The sequence below is a fragment of the Brevundimonas sp. AVps4 genome (assembly GCF_058681525.1).
In genome coordinates this window covers 2,024,488-2,046,889 of record NZ_CM178741.1, presented here as the reverse complement: position 1 = coordinate 2,046,889, position 22,402 = coordinate 2,024,488, and the positions used below count along the sequence as shown (strand labels likewise).

Below are 22,402 nucleotides of genomic sequence, written 5' to 3'. Positions count from 1 at the left end.
CATGACCCTTGTGGCCGATCTCTATGCCGCCCAGCCGTTCTGGATCTGGCTGGGCGTGGGCGTGCTCCTTCTGGCGGTGGAGGCGATGTTCTCGACCGAATGGCTGCTGTGGCCTGCGGTCTCGGCGGGACTGGTGGCGGTGATGACGGCGGTGGGTCTGCGTCTGGGCCTGCCGGGCGAGGTCGCCGTCTTCGCCGTTCTGACCGTGATCGCCACCATTCTGTCGCGGCGTCTGGTGCAGAAAGCCAATCCGCCCGGCCAGGACATCAACGATCGGGACAGTCGTCTGCTTGATCAGCGCGCCCGGGTCGTGGAGGCCTTCGTCGCCGGCCGCGGGCGGGTGTTCGTATCCGGCGCCGAATGGGCTGCCGTGATCGAGGGCGAAGCGCCCGAACCGGGGCAGGACGTGGTGGTCAAGGGCGTCAGCGGATCGGTGCTGACGGTGCGCCCTGCCGTCTGAGCCAAAGCCGGCCCTTCAGCTGGACAGGAAGGCTTTCAGCGCCGCGGGCTTGATGGGTTTGGGCAGCAGCACCGCTCCGGCGGCGGTCGCCTGATCGTTCAGGCCGTCGCGCGTATCGGCCGTGACCAGGGCGATCCGCCGCACCCCCAACGGCCTCAGCCAGTCGATCACCGCGAACCCTTCCGGCCCTTCGCCAAGATGCAGATCGATCAAGGCGGCGTCGAACGGCCCCGTCGCGGCCTTTGCGGCCTCAAGGCTGGACGCTGTCACCGGACGGGCGCCCCAGCGGGTCAGCAGGGCCGTCAAGGCGTCCAGGATCACCGGCTCATTATCGACGCAGAGCACCCGCAAACCCGACAGAGGCAGCCGCGCCTCCTTCAGCGGCGCCGGCTCAGGCGGACGACCGGCGTGACGGCGCGGCGCCGTGATGCGGAAGGCGGTCCCGGCCCCGACGCGGGACGTCAGCGTCAGCGGATGATCCAGCAGGCTGGACAATCGCCGCACGATGGCCAGACCCAGCCCCGCGCCCGGTTCATCGACCGGCGCTCCGGGCAGGCGGACGAACTCCCCGAAAACGGTCTCACGATCGGCGTCGGGGATGCCTCGACCGGTGTCGCACACCAGGATCTGCACGGTCTCGGCCTTGCGCCGCGCCCCGACCAGCACCCGTCCGGCGTCCGTATACCGAAGAGCGTTGGCGATCAGGTTCTGAAGCATCGACCGCAGCAGATCCCGGTCCGACTGCACCCACAGACCGCTCCGCACCAGAGTCAGCCGCAGCCCCTTGGCCTCCGCCACCGGCAGATATTCGCGCTCCAGCTCGTCGAACAGTCCGTCCAGCGACACCTGTGTCACGGCCGCCTTCACCCCGCCGGCCTCCAGCTTCGACAGGTTCAAAAGAGCGGTCAGAAGCCGGTGCGCGCTGTCTATGGCCCGGTCCGCATTCAGGGCCAGGGTGCGGCCGGCCGGCCCCGCCTCCGGTCCCGAGACGGCCGGCTCTTCCTTGAGGGCGGCGATGAACAGCCGCGCGGCATGCAAAGGCTGCAACAGGTCGTGGCTGGCGGCGGCCAGGAAGCGGGTCTTGGAGGCCGTCGCCTCCTCCGCCGCGCGCCGCGCTTCCTCGAGCCGAGCCGTCCGGTCGGCGACCCGAGCTTCCAGCCTTTCGTTGACCTCTTCCAACTGGCTGGCCGCCCGCCGCAGGGCGGTGATGTCCGTATAGCTGGTCACATAGCCGCCGCCGGGGATCGGCGCCCCGGACGAACGCAGCACCCGCCCGTCCGGCTGAAGCCGTTCATGGTCATGGGGAATGCGTCGGCTCAAGGCTTCCAGCCGCCGCTCCACCCAGGTGTCGATGTCGTTGGGGCTTTCACCGCGTTCGGCGTTCAGTCGATAGATGCTGGCGATCGGCAAGCCGACGTGAACGAAGCCGGCCGGGAGATCGAACATAGACACATATCGGCGATTCCAGGCCGTTACGCGCAGATCTTCGTCCACGACGATCACGCCCTGGTCGATATTGTCCAGGGTCGTCTGAAGCAGGTCCCGACTGAATTGGACGGCCTGGGACGCCTCGTCCAGCATCCGCACCACATCCTCGGGCGCGCGGCCGCCGCCGGCCAGGGCGGCGGCGATCACCCGCCGAGCCGAGGCCGCCCCGATGGCGCCGGCCAGCATCCGCTCCGCCGCCCTTGCCAAACTCGCATTGGCCGGGTCGGCGTCTCGCAACCGGACATCGGTTTCGGCGCTCCAGGCCGCAAAGGCCCGCTCGGCGCGTTCGTCCCCGATGAAGCGGGCGACGAGGGCGCGCAGATCGCCGACCGAGGCGCCGGCCGGCGACGGCCGCGCCTCGAGCCAGTCGGGCCCCAGACGATCGACGAAGGCCCGCGCCTGGACTCGGTCGATCAGCCGCGGCTGGGCGAACCGCGACACCCCGACATAGGCGGCCAGGTTCAGCCCCAGGCTGACGAAGACGCCCAACGCCAGCGGGTCCTTAACCCCCAACATGACATGCAGATGCCAGGGCGCGGCCGGCGCCAGCTGGGGCAGGGCCAGCATGGCGATCCACACCGTGATCCCGACTGTCACGCCCGCCAGGGCGCCGTGGGCGTGACCGCCGCGCCACAGTACGGAGCCGAACAGGGCGGGCGCCAGTTGCGCCATGGCGGCGAAGGACACCAGCCCCATGGCCGCCAGCCCCCGCGACTGATCAGTCGCCTGATAGTAAAGCCAGGCCAGCAGCAGCACCGCCACAATGGCCCCCCGTCGCACCTGCAATATGATGCCGGACATGTCCGAGGCGTCGCCGCGCAACCGCCATCGGTCTCGCGCCAGGAAGGGCAGGATCAGGCTGTTGGACACCATGGCCGACAGGGCCACGGCCTCGACAATGACCATGGCCGTGGCGGCGGAAAACCCCCCGACGAAGACGACGGCGGTCAGCCACGTCTCGCCCCGCCCGAACGGCAGGGCCAGAACCAGCAGGTCGGGGTTAGTCGAGGGTGCGAACAGGGCGCCGGCGGCCACCAGCGGCAGTACCGCCAGGCTTGTCAGCACCAGATAGGCCGGAAAAATCCAGCGGGCCCGGCGCACATGGCTCGGGTCGGCGCCCTCGACGAAGGCGACGTGAAACTGACGCGGCAGACAGAAGATGGCCAGGGTGGCGATCAGGGCGATGGCCAGGAATCGAGGCGTCAGCTCCGGCGGGGCGGCGAGGGCGCCCAGCCCCTCTCGGATTGTCGCGCCTGAACCGTTCTGAACCAGCAGCAACAGGGCGAAGGCCGCGACCAGAAGCAGAGCGCCCAGCTTGACCAGGGACTCCAACCCGACGGCCTGGATCAGGCCCCGATTGTGTTCGGTCAGATCCGGCCGCCGCGCCCCGAACAATATGGCGAACCCCGCCAGCACCCCCGCCAGCACCAGAACGGTCAGGCTCTCGGAACCGGCCACCGGCGTCCCCGCCGTCAACAGGGCCCCCGCCATGGACAGGGATTTCAGCTGCAGCGCGATGTAGGGCAGGGAGCCCAGTATGGCGACCAGCGTCACGACCGCGCCCAGGGTCTGGCTCTTGCCATAGCGGGACGCCACGAAGTCCGCCATCGAGCCGACGTTCTCGCGCCGGGCGGCGGCGGCGATCCGACGCCACAGAGGAAACAGCACCGTCAGCCCCAGCACCGGGCCGATGTAGATGGGCAGATACTCCCACCCCTCACGGGCTGCGGTGCCCACCGCGCCATAATAGGTCCAGGAGGTGCAGTAGATGGCCAGTGACAGGGCATAGACCGACGGACCCAGGCCGCGCCCGCGCGCGCCCGGCCGCTCCTGGTGCCAGGCGACGCCGAACAGCACCGCCATATAGGCGATGACCAGGCCGAGGATCATCAGGCTGAACATGGCGGCATCTGAACCGGGCAGGGGGGCTTTCACAAGGGAAAGGCGGGCCGTCTTGCGACGACCCGCCCCTCATCCACGCCTGATTGCAAGAATTCAGGCGTTTAGATCGACATCCTTTCCTTCCTTGACCAGAAGGAAGCCCAGCACGACCGTCCCCAGCGCCACGATGATCGGGTACCAGAGGCCGGAATAGATGTTGCCGGTCGCCGCCACGATGGCGAAGGCCGTGGTCGGCAGGAAGCCGCCGAACCAGCCGTTGCCGATGTGATAGGGCAGGGACATGGAGGTGTAGCGGATATTGGTCGGGAACATCTCGACCAGGGCCGCAGCGATCGGTCCGTAGACCATGGTCACATAGAAGCCGAGGATGAACAGGATCAGCACCACCATCGGCTTGTTGACCAGATCGCTGTCCGCCTTGGCAGGATAGCCGGCGGCCGTAAGGGCCTCGCCCAACTGCTTGTCCCAGGCCTTTTTCTCCGCCGCGAAATCGGCAGGCGCCATGGCGTCTCCGCGGAAGCTCTGGACGACGGCCTGGTCGCCGATCCGTACCTGAGCCACCGTGCCTGCGGGCGCCTCGACATTGGTGTAGGTCACCCCGGCCTTGGCCAGATAGGATTTGGCTAGGTCGCAGGAGTGGTTGAACACCGTCTTGCCGATCGGATCGAACTGGACGTTGCAGTCCGCCGGATCGGCATAGACCACGACCGGCGCCGAGGCGGCCGCGGCGGCCAGGCGCGGATTGGCGGCCTGGGTCAGGGCGTTGAACAGGGGGAAATAGGTGAGGGCGGCGATCAGGCAGCCGGCCAGGATGACCGGCTTGCGTCCGACCTTGTCCGACAGCCAGCCCCAGAAGATGAAGAAGGGCGAGGCCGCGACCAGGGCGATGGTCAGCATCACATAGACGAGGGTGGCGTCCAGCTTCATCACCCGTTCCAGAAAGAACAGGGCGTAGAACTGACCCGTGTACCAGATCACGGCCTGGCCGGCGGTGAGGCCCAGCAGGGCGATCAGCACCAGCTTCAGGTTCGGCCACTTGCCGAAGGAGTCCTTCAGCGGGGTCTTGGACCCCTTGCCCTCGGCCTTCATCCGCTTGAACGAAGGGCTTTCGGACAGCTTCAGGCGAATCCACAGCGACACGCCCAGCAGCAGGATCGAGACCAGGAAGGGAATCCGCCAGCCCCATTCCGCAAAGGCCTCCTCACCGACCGAGACACGGACGCCCAGAATGACGACCAGGCTCAGCACCAGCCCGGCCGTGGCGGTGATCTGGATGAAGGAGGTGTAGAAGCCGCGTTTACCATGTGGCGCGTGCTCGGCGACATAGGTGGCGGCGCCGCCGTATTCGCCGCCCAGGGCCAGACCCTGGATCAGCCGCATCAGCACCAGAATGATCGGCGCGGCGATGCCGATGGCCGCATAGGGCGGCAACAGACCCACGACGAAGGTGGAAAGCCCCATCAGGAGCATGGTCACCAGGAAGGTGTTCTTGCGACCCCACAGGTCGCCCAGACGCCCGAAGACCACGGCCCCGAACGGTCGAACCGCAAATCCGGCGGCGAAGGCCATCAGGGCGAAGATGTAGCCGGTCGTCTCATTGACGCCCGAGAAGAACTGCACGGTGATGATCGCGGCCAGCGACCCGTACAGATAGAAATCATACCATTCGATAACGGTGCCGACCGACGACGCCAGAATCACCAGCTTGTCGTTCTTACCCACCACATACTCATCGACCGGCGCACCGATGGCGCTGTCCGTCATAGCGTAGCCTCCCAGCTGTCTGGTCTTTCCGACCATTCTCGCGCCGCAAGCGGCGCTGATTGCCGGGAGAGTGGCGCCGGCGCGAGCCGAGCGTCAGGGCGACTTTGGTCGAAGTCTCATTTTATCGCCTAAGATATATTATCGGAAAAATATCGTACGGTCGATGGGCCGATCCGCTCACACAACCAAGCGATATCCAACGCCGGGTTCCGTCACGAGCAAGGTCGGCTGAGCCGGATCGGTTTCAAGCTTGAGCCTGAGCTGACCGACGACGACGCGCAGATATTGGACGTCGTGGGCGTGGCTGGCGCCCCAGACGGTCGTCAGCAGATCAATATGGCCCAGAACCTTGCCGGCGTTACGCGCCAGATGGGCCAAGACTTCGTATTCCTTGGGACGCAGCCTTACCCGCTCGCCGGCCCGGGCGACGATACGGCGGTCCAGGTCGATCATGACCGCCCCCGCCGCGACCACCCCGCCCGAGATCGGCGTCAACGCGACCTGGCGCAGCCCCGCTCGAATTCGGGCCAGCAGTTCTCCGACGCCGAACGGCTTTTCCACATAGTCATTGGCGCCCAGGTCCAGGGCGGCGATTTTCTCCGCCTCCCGGTCGCGCGCCGACAGAATGATGATGGGGCCCTTGTAGAACTCACGCGCCCGGGTCAGCACGTCCTTGCCGTCCATGTCGGGCAGGCCGAGATCCAGGACCACGGCGTCGGGACTCCACAGGGCGATGGCGCGCAGCCCTTCCTGCCCGCTGTCGGCGCGCTTGGGCTCATAGCCGGCGGCGTCAAGGGCCGGGGACAGGAAGCGGTGAATCTGGGGCTCGTCGTCGATGACGAGCACCTGGGGACGGACGGCGGGCATCACAGCAGATCCGGATGGGTGGGGATGGACTTGGGCAGGCTGATCAGGATGCGGGTTCCGCGTTTCTCTCCGTCTGGGTCGTCCTGGATCGGGCTGGCGGCGGCGATCCGGCCCCGCAAGGCCTCGACAAAACCCTTGGCGATGGCCAATCCCAGGCCGGCGCCCTGGACCCGATCCGAGGCCCGGTCGCTGGACTCCTCCATGCGTCGGAACTTGTCGAACACCCGTTCCAGCTCGGGGGAGGGAATGCCCCTCCCCTCGTCCTCTATGGAGATAACCACAGCACTGCGGTCCTCGAAGGCCGCCAGTTCGATGGTCGTGCCGTCCGGGCTGTAGGCGATGGCGTTTTCCAGAATGTTGACCACCGCCTGTTCCAAGAGGCCCGGATCGGCCTCGACCATGCTGAGCTGGGCGGGAAAGTCTCGTGTGACCTTGCGCTGGCCCAGGCGGCGCGACACCCGGTCGGCGGCGGCGTTCAGGATGTCGCGCACATCGGTCCAGTCGGTGCGGACGTTCAGGCCGCCGCCCTCCAGACGGGTCATGTCCAAGAGGTCGCCGACATAGCGCGACAGGCGCTCGGCCTCCTCGCGGATGCTCAGCAGCAGGTCGTCGCGGACCTCGGGCTTCAGGGTCGCGCCATAGTCGATCAGGGTCGTCGCCGAGCCCAGGACGGTGGACAGAGGCGTGCGCAGGTCGTGGCTGACGGAGTTCATCAGGGCGGCGCGGAACCGGTCGGTTCGCCGCAGGGTCTCGGTCTCCAGCGCCTGTCCCGCCAGGTCGGCGCGCTCCAGCGCCACGGCGCCCTGATCGAGCAGGGCCAGGGCCAGCCGCTCCTCGTCCGAACCGGCCGTCACGGCCGAGGCGTCGATGCCCGCCACCCCTGCCCGTCCCCGAACCCCCTGCAGGGGTTGGAACCGCCATCGGCTCTGCGGCAGGGTGCCGGTGCCGTGTCCGGCGACCTCGCCATGCATCCAGGCCCAGCGGGCGGCCGCCATGGCGTCGGCGCCCAGGGTCGCGCCTTCCGGACTGGCGGCCGCCGGGACGATGTCGTCTCCGTCCGGCAGCAAGACCACGGCTCCCGCACCCGCAGCGGCCGACGCCTGTTCGGCCAGGCTTAGAGCCGTGCCGGCGCGATCCTGGGCGGCAGACAGGGTCTGGCTGGCGGCCAGCAAGGCCGAGACGGCGGCGGCGCGCCTCTGGGCGGCGCGGGCCTGTTCGCGCACCCGCCCCGCCAGGGCCCCGGCGCCCAGTGCGACGGCCCAGAACAGCACCAGAGTGAGAAAGTCGGTCGGCGAGCCGATCAGGAAACTGTAGCGCGGCTGAAGGAACAGGAAGTTGTAGGTCAGAAAGGCCAGGGTCGCCGCCGCCAGGGCCGGACGCAGGCCGTTCAACACCGCAGCCGCCACGACCGCCGCCAGATAGATGACGCCCAGATCGACCCGCTCGAACCGCGTGTCCAGCAGCAGGGCGATACCGGTCGCCGCCCCGATCAACCCGGCGCTCCCGCCATAGGCGCGCCAATCCACGCCGCCGCGCGGTCCCGCCCGCGTCGCCGGTTCGGGCGCCGCCAGATCGCCTTCGGTCACCACATGAACCGCGACGCCCTGGGCCTTGCGCAGCAGTTCGGTCGCCAGGGCCCGGCCGGTCCATTCGGCGAACCGCCCGCCTCGCGTCTTGCCGATGACGATCTGGGTGACGTTGTTGCGATGGGCGTGATCCAGAACGGCGCGCACCACGTCGTCGCCGCTCAGCGTCACCGGCCGCGCCCCCAATTGCTCGGCCAGTTTAAAGGCCTCGGACAGGCGCGCCATCGAGCGGGCGTCCGAGCGCGAGTCCGACGGCCGTTCCACATGGGCCACCGACCAAGGGGCGTCCATCATCATATCCGACATTCGCCGCCCCGTCCGCACCAGAGACGCGCTCATGGCGTCGCCGCCGACGAGGACCAGGATTCGCTCGCTCGCCGCCCAGGGCCCGGACACGCCGCGGACCCGCAGATGGGACAACAGCTGATCGTCCACCGTCTGGGCCGCGCGGCGTAGGGCCAGTTCACGCAGGGCCGTCAGGTTCTCCAGCTTGAAGAAGTTCTCGGACGCCACCTGCGCCGTCTCGGGCACATAGACCTTGCCCTCGGCCAGGCGAGCGCGGAGGTCCTCGGGCGTGATGTCCACCACCTCGATGTCGTCGGCTTCGGTCAGGAGGCTGTCGGGCACCGTTTCGCGCTGCCGCACGCCGGTGATGCGCAGGATAACGTCGGAGAGGCTTTCCAGATGCTGGATGTTCAGCGTCGTCCAGATGTCGATGCCGGCGTCGCGCAGTTCCTCCACGTCCTGCCAGCGCTTCGGATGGCGCGAACCGGGCGCATTGGAATGGGCGTACTCATCGACCAGCAGCAGACCGGGGCGGCGCGCCAGGGCGGCGTCGAGATCGAACTCCATCAGCGACCGCCCGCGATGGTCGATCGGCGCGCGCGGCAGGACCTCCAGCCCACGCAGCAGACTCATAGTCTCCTTGCGGCCGTGGGTCTCGACCAGACCCACGACGACATCCAGCCCCTCGGCCTTTCGGCGACGGGCGGCGCGCAGCATTTCATAGGTCTTGCCCACGCCGGGCGACATGCCCAGAAACACCTTCAGCCGTCCGCGCTTGCGGCGCGGAACGGCTGAAGTCTCGGGCGTTTCGGGCGCCGTCTCGGGCAATCAGCCCTCCGCGCCGAAGCGGGCGTCCAGCGCCCTGTTGGTCAGCAGAACATTGACGCGCGGCTGGCCGATAAAGCCGAGGAAGGCCCCCTGGGTCTGGCTGTCGATGACACTCTGGACCTGCTGCACGGACACGCCTCTGGCGCGGGCGATCCGCGCGGCCTGAAGCCGAGCGTAGGCCGGGGAAACGTCCGGGTCGAGGCCAGAACCCGAGGTCGTCACCGCATCGGCGGGTATGAGGCCAGGCCCGTCTTCGGCGCGGATGGCCTTGGCGCTTTCGGTGACGCGGGCGATCAGGTCCGGGTTCAACGGCCCCATGTTGGAGCCCGACGAGGCGGCGGCGTCATAGCCGTCACCCGCCGCCGATGGGCGCGGATGCAGATAGGTCGCGCCCGCGAACGGCTGGCCGATCAGGGCCGAGCCGACGACCCGACCGCCGGCGTCTCGCACCAGGCTGCCGTTGGCCTGCCCGGGGAAGGCGGCCTGGGCGATCCCCGTCACCGCCAGCGGATAGGCCAGCCCCAGCAGGAGGGTGAACAAGGCCATCATCACGATGGCCGGACGGAACGAATTGACCATGATCGTCGCCTCAGAAGCTGGCCTTCAGCGTCGCCACGGCGCGCGCGCCGTAGATGTCGCCGAAGTCGTGTTGATCGGTGTCGTGATAGCGCAGGTCGACCGCCAGGGTGTCGGTCAGCTGATAGGCCGCGCCCAGGTTCCAGGTGGTGTAGTCTAGGTCCGAAGACACCCACTGACGCCCGACGGCGCCCGAGATGGTCCATTTGTCGGCCGGGCTGACGGCGCCGTTGATTTCGGCATAGGTCGCTTCGTCTTCCGACGCGCCGAAGAAGTCGGGCGAATAATAGACCGCCGCGCCCAGGGTCGCGGGACCGACGGCGCGCGAGGCTGCGGCTTTCAGCTCGACATAGTCATAGTCCGCGCCGTCCGGCTGTCCGGCGTACAGATAGCCGATGACGCCGAAATCCAGGGCATAGCCCGCCACCTCGGGCCGATAGCCGGCGTAGAGATCGACCTCGGCGTCCGTATTATCGCCGAAATCGACGTTGGAGGCCCAGCCGCCGACGTAGAAGCCGTTCTTGGTCAGATCGACGCCCGCCGAGATGGCTGGATCTTCCTGGGTCTGGCTGACGCCGCGGAAGACATAGTCGGAGGTCAGGGCGACGTTTGCCGAGACATCCTGGGCCTTGGCCTCGCTGCACAGACCGAGGCCGGCGATGCCCAGGATGCAGGCGGCGGCGAACCAGGCGTCGTTGCGGCCGGAAGCTTTGATGAGACGTTTACGCATGGGGATTTCCTTGGACACACGCATCAGGCCAAGCCGAGCGTGGAAATGACGAGATCGATCAGCTTGATGCCGACGAACGGCGCGATCAGACCGCCCACGCCGTAGATCAGCAGGTTGCGACCCAGCAGGGCGCCGGCGCCGATGGCCCGATATTTGACGCCCTTCAGCGCCAGCGGGATCAGGGCGACGATGACCAGGGCGTTGAAGATCACCGCCGACAGGATGGCGCTCTCGGGGCTGTGCAGACGCATCACATTCAGCGCGCCCAGGGCTGGCAGCGAGACCACGAACATCGCCGGGATGATGGCGAAATACTTGGCCACGTCGTTGGCGACCGAGAAGGTGGTCAGGGCGCCGCGCGTGATCAAGAGTTGTTTGCCGACCTCGACGATCTCGATGACCTTGGTCGGGTCCGAGTCCAGATCGACCATATTGCCGGCCTCGCGCGCGGCTTGGGCGCCGGTCTGCATGGCCACGCCGACGTCGGCCTGAGCCAGGGCGGGCGCGTCATTGGCGCCGTCGCCGCACATGGCGACCAGACGGCCCTTGGCCTGTTCCGCCTTGATCAGGCGCATCTTGTCCTCGGGCGTGGCCTCGGCGAGGTAGTCGTCCACCCCGGCCTCCGACGCGATGGCCGCCGCCGTCACCGGATTGTCGCCGGTGATCATGACGGTCCGCAGGCCCATGCGACGCAGGTCGGCGAAGCGCGCCTTCACGCCCGGCTTGACCACGTCCTTCAGGTGGATGACGCCGACCAGGACGCCACTCTGAGTGACGGCCAGGGGCGTGCCGCCCGAACGGGCGATCCGGTCCACCGCCTGACGGAACTCGGCGGGAGCCGCGCCGTCGGACAGGTTCAGATCCTTCAACACCGCATCGACCGCGCCCTTCCTCCAGCTGTCCTTGCCGACGTCCAGGCCCGACTGGCGGGTGACGGCGGTGAAGGGGATGGCGACGGCGCCGACAGGTTGTTCGACCGAGACGCCTGCGTTGCGGCCCAGCTCGACGATGGACCGGCCTTCGGGCGTCTCGTCGGCGAGCGACGCCATGACGGCGGCGGCCAAAGCGGCCTCACGGCGCACGCCCGGAACCGGGATGACCTCGGTCGCCATGCGGTTGCCGAAGGTGATGGTGCCGGTCTTGTCGAGCAGCAGGGTGTCGACGTCGCCTGCCGCTTCCACCGCACGGCCCGAGGTGGCCAGCACGTTCACCTTCAGCAACCGGTCCATGCCGGCGATGCCGACGGCGGACAGCAGACCCCCGATCGTGGTGGGGATCAGGGTGATGAACAGGGCGCCCAGCACCATCGGATCCAGATCGACGCCGGAATAGGCGCCCAGGCCCACCAGGGTCACGACCGCGATCAGGAAGATCAGGGTCAGGCCGGCCAGCAGCACGGCCAGAGCCAGTTCGTTCGGCGTCTTCCGGCGGTCCACGCCCTCGACCATGGCGATCATGCGATCGAGGAAGGTCGAGCCGGGCTTGGCGGTGATGCGCACCTTGATCCAGTCCGAGACGACGGTCGTGCCGCCGGTCACGGCCGAACGGTCGCCGCCGCTTTCGCGGATCACCGGGGCGCTCTCGCCGGTGATGGCGGCCTCGTTGACCGAGGCCACGCCCTCGATGATCTCGCCGTCCGAGGCGATGACATCGCCGGCCTCGACCAGGATGACGGATCCGATCTCAAGATCCGACGCATTGGTCGAGATCACCATGCCGGTCTCGGGATCGACGATCAGCTTGGCCTTGGTTGTGACGCGGGTGGCGCGCAGACTATCGGCCGCCGCCTTGCCCCGCCCTTCGGCGACGCTTTCGGCGACATTGGCGAACAGGACCGTGGCCCACAGCCACAGCGCCAGTTGCACCGCAAAGCCCGCCGATTGACCGCCGGCCATGGCCGCCGCCGCCGAGATCGTGGACAGAAGCGCCACGATCCAGGTGGTGAAGATAACCGGGTTCTTGACCAGTTTGACCGGGTTCAGCTTGACGAAGGCGTCGCCGACTGCGCGCCCGATCATCGCCCCGGAGAGACCGCCCGCGAGGGGCGACGCACCGCCGCCCTCGCGGGGATCGAGTGTGATTTGTGTCATGTCAGGATGTCCGAAGGATCAGGCGCCGGCGACCGCCGCGAGCACCTGGAAGTGCTCGACGATCGGTCCCAGGGCGAGGGCGGGTAGGAACTGCAGGCCGCCGAGGATGAGGATCACGCCGATCAGCAGGCCGATGAACAGGCCGTTGTCGGTGGGCAGTGCGCCGGCGCTGGGCGCCAGCTTGGGCTTGACGACCAAACTGCCGGCGATGGCCAGAACGGCGACGGCCGGAACAAACCGACCGAACAGCATCCCCAGACCCAGGGTCGTGTTCCACCAGGGGGCGTTGGCGGTCAGACCCGCAAAGGCAGAGCCGTTGTTCGCCGCCGCCGAGGTGTAGGCGTAGAGGATCTCCGAAAGGCCATGCGGGCCGTCGTTCAGCAGCCCCGCCAAGGCATTGGGGAACACTGCACTGACCGCCGCGAAGCCCAGGATGGCCAGCGGCAGAACCAGCACCGCGATCATGGCGAACTGGATCTCGCGCGCCTCGATCTTCTTGCCCAGATATTCGGGCGTCCGTCCGACCATCAGGCCGGCGACGAAGACCGACAGCAGGGCCATGACCACCATGATGGCGATGCCCGACCCGATCCCGCCGGGCAGGATCTCGCCCAGCTGCATCAGGAACATCTGCAAGGCCCCGCCCAGCGGCATATAGCTGGCGTGCATCGAATTGACCGAGCCGTTCGAGGCGCCGGTCGTGACCACGGACCAGACGGTCGAGGCGGGCGCGCCGAAGCGGACCTCCTTGCCCTCCATATTGACCGAGGCGTCCACCTGGGCCGCGACCAGGGCCGGGGCCGGCTGGGTCTCAATCACATACATGGCCGCGCTGGCGACGCTCAGCAGGATCAGCGCCGCCGCCGCAAGAGCGCGGACGTCGCGTCCCGCCAGAGCCGTGCGGCCGAAGGCGAAGAAGGCCGCCCAACCCATGACGTTGATCGCCACGGCGCTGAGAAGATTGGTGATGGCGTTGGGGTTCTCGAAGGGATGGGCGCCGTTGACGTTGAAGACGCCGCCGCCGTTGATGCCCAACTGTTTGATCGCCACCTGGCTGGCCGCCGGGAACAGCGGCAGGCTCTGGGACCCGCCCTCGACGCCTGTCGCCTGAACGTTCGCCGCCAGGCTCTGCACAACGCCCAGCCCGGCCAGAACGACCGCCAGCACGAAGGCGGCGGGCAGCAGGACATAGAGGGTGGTCCGCGTCAGGTCGGCCCAGAAGTTGCCGACGCCCTCGCCGCGATGGCCGACGAAGGCCCGCGCCAGGGCCGCCGCTATGGTCGCCCCGGTCGCAGCCGACACGAAGTTCTGTACCGTCAGCCCGACCATCTGGCTGAACGTCGACAGCGTCGACTCGCCGCCATAGCTCTGCCAGTTGGTGTTGGTGACAAAGCTGACGGCGGTGTTGAAGGCCAGGTGCGGCGACACGCCCGCAAACCCCTGCGGGTTCAGCGGCAGCAAGCCCTGCAGACGCAGGATCGCATACAGCAGCACAAAGCCCGCCAGGTTGAAGGCCAGCAGGGCGCCGGCATATGCCAGCCAGCCTTGGCTGCGTTTCGGATCGACGCCCGCCGCGCCGTAAAAGACGGCCTCGACCGGCTTCAGCATCGGGTCCAGCCAGGTCCGCTCGCCGTTCCAGACGCGCGACATATAAATGCCGATGGGCCAGCCGAGCATGACGGCCAGCCCAAGGGTCAGGGCGATCTCGCCCCATCCTTGAATGTTCATGAAATCCGTCCCGGTTCCTCAGAACCGCTCGGGCCGCAGCAGCGCCGCGACCATGTAAACGGCGACGACCAGCGCCCCCGCCCCCCAGAGCATGGCGATCATCGTCACACCCGTTTCAACGCTGTGGCCAGCAGGGCGAAGACGGCGAACGCCCCTGCCCCGATCGCCAGAAAGATCACATCGGCCATGTCGGCCTCCTCGCTCAAAGTTCGAGCGGGACAGGACCATCAAGACGCATAATGGCGCGATGTGACTCCCGGGTCTGCGCCTAAAGGATTCATAAAAACCCGCGTTTAGCGGGGCGGGGCCGCCGCAACATCCAATCGCCTGGATTCCAATGGATCAAGAACTGCAGTTTTATGGAATTCAGCGAGTTGGAGTCTTAGATTCAGGAACGCTGACAGTTGCTTTGAGTGCGCTAATCCTGAGATTCCAGCATTTCCGCTGGATTGGCGCCGTAACCCTGAGACTCCTGTTCCGTAACGCTGAGACTGAGTTCACAAGCCTCCCGTACCGGACCCATCCTCGAGATGCTGCATCAGCGCCTTCACGTACAAGTCCGCTGCGCGCTGCGCTCGGTTACGCGCCAACGTCTTGACGGCTTCGTGGGCCTTGCGAGGCATGCGCAAGGACATGCGTAAGGGCGGCTCAGCCCGATGATGACGGAAAAGCCACGCTCCGCTCGGCGATGGAACTCATCTTTTGCGAACTCGAGCGCCTCATGGGCAGGGATTAGGCGCGTTCGGTCTAACGCGAATCCCTCGTCACTGAAGGAAGGCTGCTGCGGCGCTTGATACGGCTTCACCGCAACGCCTTCAGGCTTTGCGGCAGCACGTCGCACAGGTCTTCGGAGATCAGACCCGGACCAAACCGCGCGGCGGCGTCGGAATGCAGCCAGACGGCGGCGCTTGCGGCGTCGAAACTGTCCATACGCTGGGCGATCAGGCCGCCGATCATGCCGGCCAGGACGTCGCCGGTTCCAGCCGTCGCCAGCCACGGCGAGCCGTTAGGATTGAGGCGCACCCGGCCGTCCGGCGCCGCGATCAGGGTCTGGGCGCCCTTCAGCACGACGACAGCCTGGGCGCGGCGGGCGGCCTCGACGGCGGCGGCCGCCCTGCCCTGTTTCAACAGACCGGGAAACAGCCTTTCGAATTCGCCCTCATGGGGCGTCAGCACGTCGTCACGGTCCAGAACGGCGAACAGTTCGGCGCTGCGACCCTTGAACACCGACAGCCCGTCCGCATCGACCACCAAGGCCGCGCCGCTCAGCGCCAGGGCCTGGATGTTGGCCACCGTACCCTCGTCAAGCCCGGCGGCGGGGCCGGCGACGACGGCGTCCATCTCCTCGACCTCCCGCCCCAGGGCCTCGGGCGAGGTGAAGGGGGTCAGCATGACGGCCGTGACCGTTGAGGCGATCGTCGCGACCGCGTCGGGCGGGCAAAGGATCCGCACCACCCCGGCGCCGATCCTCAGACCGGCGCGCGCCGCCAAACGGGCCGCCCCCGTCTGATGCGCCCGACCGGACACCACCCCCAAGCGTCCCCGCGCATGCTTATGCGTTTCCGGCCCAGGCCACGGAAGAAAATTGCGCCAGATCGCCGGGTCGTTGGTTTCAATCATCCGAACTCCGAATATCCGTGACTTTTCTGCGAAAACTGCTTGCCTTCGATGGCTTTGATGTGTCCCATTCCCGCCCGAACGCCGCTGCATTTCGCACGCCGTTCAGGGGTCGCCATGAAGAAAATCGAAGCCATCATCAAGCCCTTCAAGCTGGATGACGTCAAAGAGGCGCTCCAGGACGTCGGGGTGCAAGGCATGACCGTGCTGGAGGCCAAGGGATACGGCCGCCAGAAGGGCCATTCCGAACTGTACCGCGGCGCTGAATACGTCATCGACTTCCTGCCCAAGATCAAGATCGAGGTCGTCGTCGCCGACGACCTGGCGCCTGCGGTCGTCGAGGCCATTCAGACCTCGGCCCGCACCGGCAAGATCGGCGACGGCAAGATCTTCGTCTCCGACGTCGCCGACGTGATCCGCATCCGCACCGGCGAAACCGGGGCTCAGGCGGTCTGACTTCACCTGCCCCTCTTCCTCCCCAACGACCAAGAAACAGGACTTCCGAGAATGAGCGCCAGCAAGATCCTCAAAGAGATCAAGGAAAAGGACGTCAAATACGTCGACGTTCGCTTCACCGACACCCGCGGCAAGCTGCAACATGTGACCTTCGACGTCGACCTAGTCGATGAGGACTTTCTGAACGAAGGCACCATGTTCGACGGCTCGTCCATCGCCGGCTGGAAGGCGATCAATGAGTCGGACATGCTGCTGAAGCCGGACCTGACCACGGCCTATATCGACCCCTTCTATCAGCAGACGACCATGTTCCTGTTCTGCGACGTGCTGAACCCGGACACCGGCGAGCCCTACAACCGCGACAGCCGTTCGATGGCCAAGAAGGCCTTGGCCTATGTCCAGTCTTCGGGCGTGGGCGATCAGGTCTATTTCGGCCCGGAAGCCGAGTTCTTCATCTTCGACGACGTGCGCTGGAACACCCAGCCTCACAACACCGGCTACAGCTACGATTCGACCGAGCTGCCCGCCAACACCGGCGCCGAATACACCGAGGGCAACATGGGCCACCGCCCTGGGCCCAAGGGCGGCTATTTCCCGGTCAACCCGGTCGATTCGGGTCAGGATCTGCGCGGCGAAATGCTGGGCGTGATGCGTGACCTGGGCCTCCAGCCCGAGAAGCACCACCACGAGGTGGCGCCGGCCCAGCACGAACTGGGCCTGAAGTTCTCGGACCTGCTGACCATGGCCGACCGGCTGCAGCTGTATAAGTACGTCATCCACAACGTCGCGGCCGCCTACGGCAAGACCGCGACCTTCATGGCCAAGCCCATGTTCGCCGACAACGGCTCGGGAATGCACGTGCACCAGTCGATCTGGCGCGACGGCAAGCCCCTGTTCGCCGGCGACAAATACGCCGGCCTGTCGCAGGAATGCCTGTGGTACATCGGCGGCATCATCAAGCACGCCAAGGCCATCAACGCCTTCGCCAACTCGACCACCAACTCCTACAAGCGTCTGGTCCCCGGTTACGAAGCCCCGGTGAAACTGGCCTATTCGGCCCGCAACCGCTCGGCCTCGATCCGCATTCCGCACGTCTCCTCGCCGAAGGCCAAGCGTCTGGAAGCCCGCTTCCCCGACCCGATGGGCAACCCCTATCTGACCTTCGTCGCCCTGCTGATGGCGGGCCTGGACGGCATCGAAAACCGCATCGATCCGGGCGCGCCCGCCGACAAGAACCTCTACGACCTGCCGCCGGAAGAGCGCGGCTCGATCCCCGAGGTCTGCGGCTCGCTGAAGGAAGCGCTCGAGAACCTCGACAAGGACCGCGCCTTCCTCAAGAAGGGCGGCGTCATGGATGACGACTTCATCGACAGCTACATCGAGCTGAAGATGGAAGAGGTGATGCGCTTGCAACTGCACCCGCACCCGGTTGAGTTTGACATGTACTACAGCTGCTGATCGACATATCAGAGGCGAACAAAGGGCGCCGGCGCGAACCGCCGGCGCCCTTTTTGTCCTCCAGCGCGCCAAGCGAGGCGGCGGCCGTTTTCAAGGGGTGAGCAGGGAGTGGCTGGACCGGCCTCAGGCCGCTTCGGCTTCCAGATCGTCCGCCTTCTTGCGGCGCAGTTCGATCAGCCGCACGCACCAGATCGAGACTTCGTAGAGGATGACCAAGGGCACGGCCAGCATCAGCTGGCTGATGGGGTCGGGCGGCGTGACCACAGCGGCGACCACCACCACGGCGACGATGGCGTAGCGGCGGCCAGAGGCCATCATCTTGGAATTGATCAAGCCAGCCAGGCCTAAAAGGGTCGTCACGACGGGCAGTTGGAAGCACAGACCGAAGGCCAGCAGCAGCGAGGTGACCAGGTTCAGATAGTCCGAGATCTTGGTCGTCTGGGCCACCGATATGCCGTCGCTGACCACCTGCTGCCCCAGGGAGAACAGCATGACGAAGGGCAGCATGACGTAATAGACTAGGGCTCCCCCCAGGCAGAACATCACCGGGGCGGCGATCAGGAAGGGCAGAAAGGCGCCCCGCTCATTGCGGTACAGGCCGGGTGCGACGAAGTGGTAAACCTGCCAGGCCATGACCGGGAAGGTCAGGACGGCCGCGCCGAAGGCGGCGATCTTCATCTTGGTGAACAACTGTTCCAGTGGGGCAGTGGCGATCAGTTGCACCACGGCGGCCGAACCGGGCGGATAGGGTTTGAAGCCGGTCATGATCGCGATCAGCTCCAGCGGATTGGCGTGGCCGCCAGAGGCCGCCGTCGCCGCATGAATGGCCGCCGCCGCCTGATAGGGTTTGATCAGGGCGATCTGGATCTGATTGGCGAAGGCGAAACACAGGATGAAGCCCAGGGCGAAGGCGACCACGCAGACCAGCAGCCGGCTGCGCAGCTCTATCAGATGGTCCATCAGGGGCGCGCGCGACGCCTCGATCTCGGCCTCGTCGCGGTCGGAGATAGTCAAAGCTCGACGGCCTTCTTGCGCGGGGTCTTGGTCTTGGCGGACGACTGGGCCGGCGCCTGGGCGTCCGAGATCTGGGTCTTGGCGGCGCCCTTGGCCGAGGCGCGGGTCTTCGCCGCGACCGCCCCGCCCGCCCTGGCGGTCTTCTTCGTTTTCGCGGGCGTTGCTGAGGTTTCGGCGGTCGAATTGCCGCGCTTCGACCTGGGCCTTGGATTGGGCTTCGACTTGGCCTCCGGCTCCGGCTCCAGCGGGGAGACAGGCGACGCATCGGGCCATTCATCCACCGCCGGTGTCGGCAGTGAGGCGACGGACGGCGGCGTCGTCAGACCGGCGTTGATCTCCTTGAAGGCCGCATCGGCCTCGGCGCCCAGGGGGTACATGGCCCCCTGCCCGCTCCGCAGCGCCTCGACCTCCTTGCGCAGCTCGTCCAGTTCGGACTGGCGCGCCATCTCGTCGAAGCTGGTGCGGAACTCATTGGCCATGGCCCGCGCCTTGGCCAGCATCTGGCCCACGCGGCGCATGAGCACAGGCAGATCCTTGGGTCCCACCACCAGCAGGGCCACCAGACCGATTACCAATAGTTCGAAGCCCCCGATACCGGGGCCGAGCCCGCCCATGCGTCAGCCCTCAAAGACCCGACGCGGACTTCAGTGCTTTTCCTTCTCCGCCTCGGTGCGCGGCAGGGCGCCGACGCCGTCTTGCGTCGCGTCCTTCTTGCCGTCGTCCGACAGGCCGTCCTTGAATGCGCGGATGCCCTTGGCGGCGTCGCCCATGATGCTGGACAGCTTGCCGCGTCCGCCGAACAGGACGGCGACCACGACAATGACGATGGCCCAGTGCCAGATGCTCATGGAGCCCATGGGTAATCTCCTCGAAGAGGCCGATGATCGGCCCCATCCACTCTTCTTCGTCCCGCATATAGGCGGAGTCATGGCCCGACGCCAAGGGAGGCTGTAGGTGTGCGCGACCATGAGTCTCTCCGATCACGTCATCATCCACACCGACGGCGCCTGCAAGGGCAATCCGGGCCCCGGCGGCTGGGGCGCCCTGCTCCAGACTGCGGGCGGTCACGAGAAGGAACTTTGGGGCGGCGAGGCGAATACGACCAACAACCGCATGGAGCTGACGGCCGCCATCATGGCGCTGGAGGCGCTGAAACGCCCGTGCAAGGTCGAGCTTCATACGGACAGCAAATATGTCATGCAGGGCGTGACCGAATGGATGCGCGGCTGGAAGGCGCGCGGCTGGCTGACCGCCGACAAGAAGCCGGTCAAGAACGCCGACCTTTGGCGACGTCTCGATGAGGCGCGCCAGAGGCACGAGGTCAAATGGCGCTGGGTCAAGGGCCACGCCGGCCATGCGTTGAATGAGCGCGCGGACCAGTTGGCGAATCGCGGCGTGGCGGAGCTGAAAAGGGCCTAAACCAGGGTCACCGGGTCAGGTCCATCTGCTGAGCCAGAATCACCGCCTGGGTCCGATTATAAACGCCCAGCTTTCGAAACACGCTGGTCAGATGCGCCTTGATGGTTGCTTCGGAGACGCCCAGGTCGAAGGCGATCTGCTTGTTCAGCCGACCAGCCTTCAACCCTTCCAGTATGCGCAGCTGCGACGGCGTCAGGCTGGCGACCCGGGCGGCGAGGTCGTCCTCTCCGGCCGCCTCCGGCGTCTCGGGCGCCCAGGCGTCGCCGGCCAGAACGGCCGTGATCGCCTCCACCATCTGCGGAAGGGCGGCGGATTTTGGGATGAAGCCTGCGGCGCCGAGGGCCAGGGCGCGGCGCACGACGCTCGCCTCCTCGCTGGCCGAGACGACGGCGACCGGAACGACGGGATGTTCGGCCCGAACGGCGGCCAGGCCCGCCATGCCTTCACTGTCGGAGAGTTTGAGATCCAGAAGCAGCAGGTCGGTCGGCGTCCTGAGGGCCGCTCGCGCCTCGGCCAGGCTGGCGCATTCCTCTATCGTCGCTTCGGGCGAGGCCTTGGAGACGGCGGACCGCAGCGCGGCGCGGAACAGGGGGTGATCGTCGGCGATGACGATTCGATCCATCAGGCGTCCTTCCCTTCGCGCAGCGTTCTTGGCGGCCGCGTCTGCAGCAGCATGACGCGGTTCGACTTTGGTCGAAACTAGACCATTGGCTAATGGCCGCATACGCCCCTTGGGGAAAAGGTTCATTCGGACGCTCGCAACAGACGAGCCAGGGAGGAACCATCATGATCAAATCCAGCCTGGCGGCAGGATGCGCGGCAGCGGCCCTGCTTCTGGCCCCCGACGTCGCCTCGGCGCAAGACGCCCAGGCCGCCCTCGAAGCCCGAATCGCTCAGCTCGAAGCCGAGTTGAACGCCCTCAAATCCGAAGTCGTCGCCGCCCGCACCCAGCAGGCGGCGCAGCAGCAGGACATCATCCGGCTGGAGGCCCGCCCGGCGCCGCCGGCGCCGGTCCAGCAGGCGGCCGCGCCCAGCGACGGTTTCCGGATCGGCGACCACACAGTGAAGTTCGGCGGCTTCGTCAAGGTGGACGCCTCGGCCTCCAGCTATTCCGGCGGCGATCCCGCCAATGGCGACGCCCTGCGTGAGTTCCATATCCCCGGCTCCATCCCCATCGGCGGCGCCGACGAGGATACGGCGACCGACTTCAACGCCCGGCAGACCCGGTTCTGGCTGACGACCGACGGCCTGGTCGGCGGCCACAAGGTCGGCACGCGGCTGGAGATGGACTTCCAGACCCTGCCCGGCACAGCGGACCAGCGCACCACCAGCCCCGCCAACCCGGCCCTGCGCCGCGCCTTCGTGACCATCGACAACTGGCTGATCGGCCAGGAGTGGACCAACTTCCAGAACACCGCCGTCCTGCCCGAATCCGCCGACTTCATCGGCGCGGCCGAGGGCACGGTCTTCGCGCGGCAGGTCCAGGTGCGTTACACGCGCGGTCCCTTCTCCGTTTCGGTGGAAAACCCCGAGACGACCGTGACCCCGTTCGGCGGCGGCGCGCGGATCATCGCCGACGACAACAGCCTGCCCGACTTCACCGCCCGCTACGCCCTGGCGCGGCCCTGGGGGGATCTGCAGTTCGCCGGTCTGCTGCGTCAGCTGAAGTACCAGAACCCGTCGACCAGCATCGATTCCACCGCCACCGGCTGGGGCCTGTCCGCCTCGACCAAGATCAAGGTCGGCACCAAGGACGATCTGCGTCTGATGGTGACGGGCGGCGAAGGGATCGGCCGATACGTCGGGCTGAACTTCTCGAACGACGCGGTGCTGGACGCCTCGGGCGAACTGGACGCGATCGGCGTCGTCGCCGGCTTCGCCGCCTATCGTCACGTCTGGGCGCCAGGCTGGCGCTCCAGCCTGATCTGGTCGGCGCAGTCGGTCGATAATGACACGAGCGTGACCGGTCTGGCCGTCAACCGGTCGGCCCAAAGCGTCCACGCCAACTTGATCTGGTCGCCGGTTACGGCGTTTGATGTCGGCGCCGAGCTGATGTTCGCCGACCGCGAAATCGAATCCGGCGCGAGCGGCGACATGACCCGATTGATCCTGTTCGCCAAATACGGATTCTAAA

The 22,402-nt window shown here is 66.9% G+C and carries 19 protein-coding genes; 5 read left to right on the top strand and 14 right to left on the bottom strand.

The window, feature by feature from the left end:
• The first annotated feature begins 1 nt into the window (after position 1).
• Positions 2-460, top strand: coding sequence for an NfeD family protein (locus ACW178_RS10145; protein ID WP_183215529.1), 459 nt, complete (start codon positions 2-4; stop codon positions 458-460).
• A gap of 15 nt (positions 461-475) precedes the next feature.
• Here ACW178_RS10145 and ACW178_RS10140 read toward each other — a convergent pair whose 3' ends face one another.
• From ACW178_RS10140 to ACW178_RS10095, 10 genes are all read right to left on the bottom strand, one after another.
• The gene (locus ACW178_RS10140; RefSeq protein ID WP_492024520.1) at positions 476-3,850 is read right to left on the bottom strand and encodes a hybrid sensor histidine kinase/response regulator; all 3,375 of its coding nucleotides are present in this window, start codon (positions 3,848-3,850) and stop codon (positions 476-478) included.
• Positions 3,851-3,943: 93 nt separating this feature from the next.
• Entirely contained in the window at positions 3,944-5,614 is a 1,671-nt protein-coding gene (locus ACW178_RS10135; RefSeq protein WP_054765775.1) for an MFS transporter, read from the bottom strand.
• A 177-nt stretch (positions 5,615-5,791) separates the two neighbouring features.
• On the bottom strand, positions 5,792-6,481 hold the full coding sequence (locus ACW178_RS10130; RefSeq protein ID WP_191555704.1) for a response regulator: 690 nt from the start codon (positions 6,479-6,481) through the stop codon (positions 5,792-5,794).
• On the bottom strand, positions 6,481-9,180 hold the full coding sequence (locus tag ACW178_RS10125; RefSeq protein ID WP_492024519.1) for a DUF4118 domain-containing protein: 2,700 nt from the start codon (positions 9,178-9,180) through the stop codon (positions 6,481-6,483). The genes ACW178_RS10130 and ACW178_RS10125 overlap by 1 nt, the downstream gene beginning before the upstream one ends.
• On the bottom strand, positions 9,181-9,759 hold the full coding sequence (gene kdpC / locus ACW178_RS10120) for a K(+)-transporting ATPase subunit C (RefSeq protein ID WP_287104016.1): 579 nt from the start codon (positions 9,757-9,759) through the stop codon (positions 9,181-9,183). It abuts the gene before it with no gap.
• Positions 9,760-9,769: 10 nt separating this feature from the next.
• On the bottom strand, positions 9,770-10,486 hold the full coding sequence (locus ACW178_RS10115; protein WP_287104017.1) for a TorF family putative porin: 717 nt from the start codon (positions 10,484-10,486) through the stop codon (positions 9,770-9,772).
• A gap of 23 nt (positions 10,487-10,509) precedes the next feature.
• Positions 10,510-12,576, bottom strand: a complete 2,067-nt coding sequence (kdpB, locus tag ACW178_RS10110; protein ID WP_492024518.1) for a potassium-transporting ATPase subunit KdpB — start codon at positions 12,574-12,576, stop codon at positions 10,510-10,512.
• Positions 12,577-12,594: 18 nt separating this feature from the next.
• Positions 12,595-14,304, bottom strand: a complete 1,710-nt coding sequence (kdpA, locus tag ACW178_RS10105; protein ID WP_287104020.1) for a potassium-transporting ATPase subunit KdpA — start codon at positions 14,302-14,304, stop codon at positions 12,595-12,597.
• Between the two features lie 18 nt (positions 14,305-14,322).
• The gene (locus ACW178_RS10100) at positions 14,323-14,406 is read right to left on the bottom strand and encodes a potassium-transporting ATPase subunit F (protein WP_082503478.1); all 84 of its coding nucleotides are present in this window, start codon (positions 14,404-14,406) and stop codon (positions 14,323-14,325) included.
• Between the two features lie 699 nt (positions 14,407-15,105).
• Positions 15,106-15,924: an NAD(P)H-hydrate dehydratase gene (locus tag ACW178_RS10095; RefSeq protein ID WP_191555709.1), complete on the bottom strand. Its 819-nt coding sequence runs from the start codon at positions 15,922-15,924 to the stop codon at positions 15,106-15,108.
• Positions 15,925-16,038: 114 nt separating this feature from the next.
• Here ACW178_RS10095 and ACW178_RS10090 point away from each other — a divergent pair, with 114 nt between their 5' ends.
• Both ACW178_RS10090 and glnA read left to right on the top strand, forming a co-directional pair.
• The gene (locus ACW178_RS10090; protein ID WP_054765773.1) at positions 16,039-16,377 is read left to right on the top strand and encodes a P-II family nitrogen regulator; all 339 of its coding nucleotides are present in this window, start codon (positions 16,039-16,041) and stop codon (positions 16,375-16,377) included.
• A 51-nt stretch (positions 16,378-16,428) separates the two neighbouring features.
• A complete protein-coding gene (gene glnA / locus ACW178_RS10085) occupies positions 16,429-17,835 on the top strand; it encodes a type I glutamate--ammonia ligase (RefSeq protein ID WP_287104022.1) in 1,407 nt (468 codons plus the stop codon).
• A gap of 123 nt (positions 17,836-17,958) precedes the next feature.
• Here the strand turns inward: glnA and tatC are convergent, their stop codons facing one another.
• From tatC to ACW178_RS10070, 3 genes are read right to left on the bottom strand one after another with little or no spacing between them, the layout of a single operon-like run.
• Positions 17,959-18,849 carry a twin-arginine translocase subunit TatC gene (gene tatC / locus ACW178_RS10080; protein WP_492024517.1) on the bottom strand — a complete coding sequence of 297 codons (891 nt, stop codon included), beginning with the start codon at positions 18,847-18,849 and terminating at the stop codon, positions 17,959-17,961.
• The gene (tatB, locus tag ACW178_RS10075) at positions 18,846-19,463 is read right to left on the bottom strand and encodes a Sec-independent protein translocase protein TatB (RefSeq protein WP_353781652.1); all 618 of its coding nucleotides are present in this window, start codon (positions 19,461-19,463) and stop codon (positions 18,846-18,848) included. The genes tatC and tatB overlap by 4 nt, the downstream gene beginning before the upstream one ends.
• A gap of 30 nt (positions 19,464-19,493) precedes the next feature.
• Positions 19,494-19,706 carry a twin-arginine translocase TatA/TatE family subunit gene (locus ACW178_RS10070; RefSeq protein WP_054765770.1) on the bottom strand — a complete coding sequence of 71 codons (213 nt, stop codon included), beginning with the start codon at positions 19,704-19,706 and terminating at the stop codon, positions 19,494-19,496.
• Between the two features lie 109 nt (positions 19,707-19,815).
• Between ACW178_RS10070 and rnhA the strand changes: the two genes are divergently transcribed.
• The gene (gene rnhA / locus ACW178_RS10065) at positions 19,816-20,268 is read left to right on the top strand and encodes a ribonuclease HI (protein ID WP_182713577.1); all 453 of its coding nucleotides are present in this window, start codon (positions 19,816-19,818) and stop codon (positions 20,266-20,268) included.
• A gap of 7 nt (positions 20,269-20,275) precedes the next feature.
• On the opposite strand, the gene ACW178_RS10060 is transcribed toward rnhA, so the two are convergent.
• Entirely contained in the window at positions 20,276-20,890 is a 615-nt protein-coding gene (locus tag ACW178_RS10060; protein WP_182713578.1) for a response regulator transcription factor, read from the bottom strand.
• Between the two features lie 164 nt (positions 20,891-21,054).
• Here ACW178_RS10060 and ACW178_RS10055 point away from each other — a divergent pair, with 164 nt between their 5' ends.
• Positions 21,055-22,401, top strand: a complete 1,347-nt coding sequence (locus ACW178_RS10055) for a DcaP family trimeric outer membrane transporter (RefSeq protein ID WP_492024516.1) — start codon at positions 21,055-21,057, stop codon at positions 22,399-22,401.
• Position 22,402: the final 1 nt, after the last annotated feature.

What these genes read in the sequence shown, in the direction of transcription:
- ACW178_RS10145 (WP_183215529.1), top strand. Translation starts at nt 2, where the DNA reads ATGACCCTTGTGGCCGATCTCTATGCCGCCCAGCCGTTCTGGATCTGG.
- ACW178_RS10140 (WP_492024520.1), bottom strand. Translation starts at nt 3,850, where the DNA reads ATGTTCAGCCTGATGATCCTCGGCCTGGTCATCGCCTATATGGCGGTG.
- ACW178_RS10135 (WP_054765775.1), bottom strand. Translation starts at nt 5,614, where the DNA reads ATGACGGACAGCGCCATCGGTGCGCCGGTCGATGAGTATGTGGTGGGT.
- ACW178_RS10130 (WP_191555704.1), bottom strand. Translation starts at nt 6,481, where the DNA reads ATGCCCGCCGTCCGTCCCCAGGTGCTCGTCATCGACGACGAGCCCCAG.
- kdpC (WP_287104016.1), bottom strand. Translation starts at nt 9,759, where the DNA reads ATGGTCAATTCGTTCCGTCCGGCCATCGTGATGATGGCCTTGTTCACC.
- ACW178_RS10115 (WP_287104017.1), bottom strand. Translation starts at nt 10,486, where the DNA reads ATGCGTAAACGTCTCATCAAAGCTTCCGGCCGCAACGACGCCTGGTTC.
- kdpB (WP_492024518.1), bottom strand. Translation starts at nt 12,576, where the DNA reads ATGACACAAATCACACTCGATCCCCGCGAGGGCGGCGGTGCGTCGCCC.
- kdpA (WP_287104020.1), bottom strand. Translation starts at nt 14,304, where the DNA reads ATGAACATTCAAGGATGGGGCGAGATCGCCCTGACCCTTGGGCTGGCC.
- ACW178_RS10100 (WP_082503478.1), bottom strand. Translation starts at nt 14,406, where the DNA reads ATGATCGCCATGCTCTGGGGGGCGGGGGCGCTGGTCGTCGCCGTTTAC.
- ACW178_RS10095 (WP_191555709.1), bottom strand. Translation starts at nt 15,924, where the DNA reads ATGATTGAAACCAACGACCCGGCGATCTGGCGCAATTTTCTTCCGTGG.
- ACW178_RS10090 (WP_054765773.1), top strand. Translation starts at nt 16,039, where the DNA reads ATGAAGAAAATCGAAGCCATCATCAAGCCCTTCAAGCTGGATGACGTC.
- glnA (WP_287104022.1), top strand. Translation starts at nt 16,429, where the DNA reads ATGAGCGCCAGCAAGATCCTCAAAGAGATCAAGGAAAAGGACGTCAAA.
- tatB (WP_353781652.1), bottom strand. Translation starts at nt 19,463, where the DNA reads ATGGGCGGGCTCGGCCCCGGTATCGGGGGCTTCGAACTATTGGTAATC.
- ACW178_RS10070 (WP_054765770.1), bottom strand. Translation starts at nt 19,706, where the DNA reads ATGGGCTCCATGAGCATCTGGCACTGGGCCATCGTCATTGTCGTGGTC.
- rnhA (WP_182713577.1), top strand. Translation starts at nt 19,816, where the DNA reads ATGAGTCTCTCCGATCACGTCATCATCCACACCGACGGCGCCTGCAAG.
- ACW178_RS10060 (WP_182713578.1), bottom strand. Translation starts at nt 20,890, where the DNA reads ATGGATCGAATCGTCATCGCCGACGATCACCCCCTGTTCCGCGCCGCG.
- ACW178_RS10055 (WP_492024516.1), top strand. Translation starts at nt 21,055, where the DNA reads ATGATCAAATCCAGCCTGGCGGCAGGATGCGCGGCAGCGGCCCTGCTT.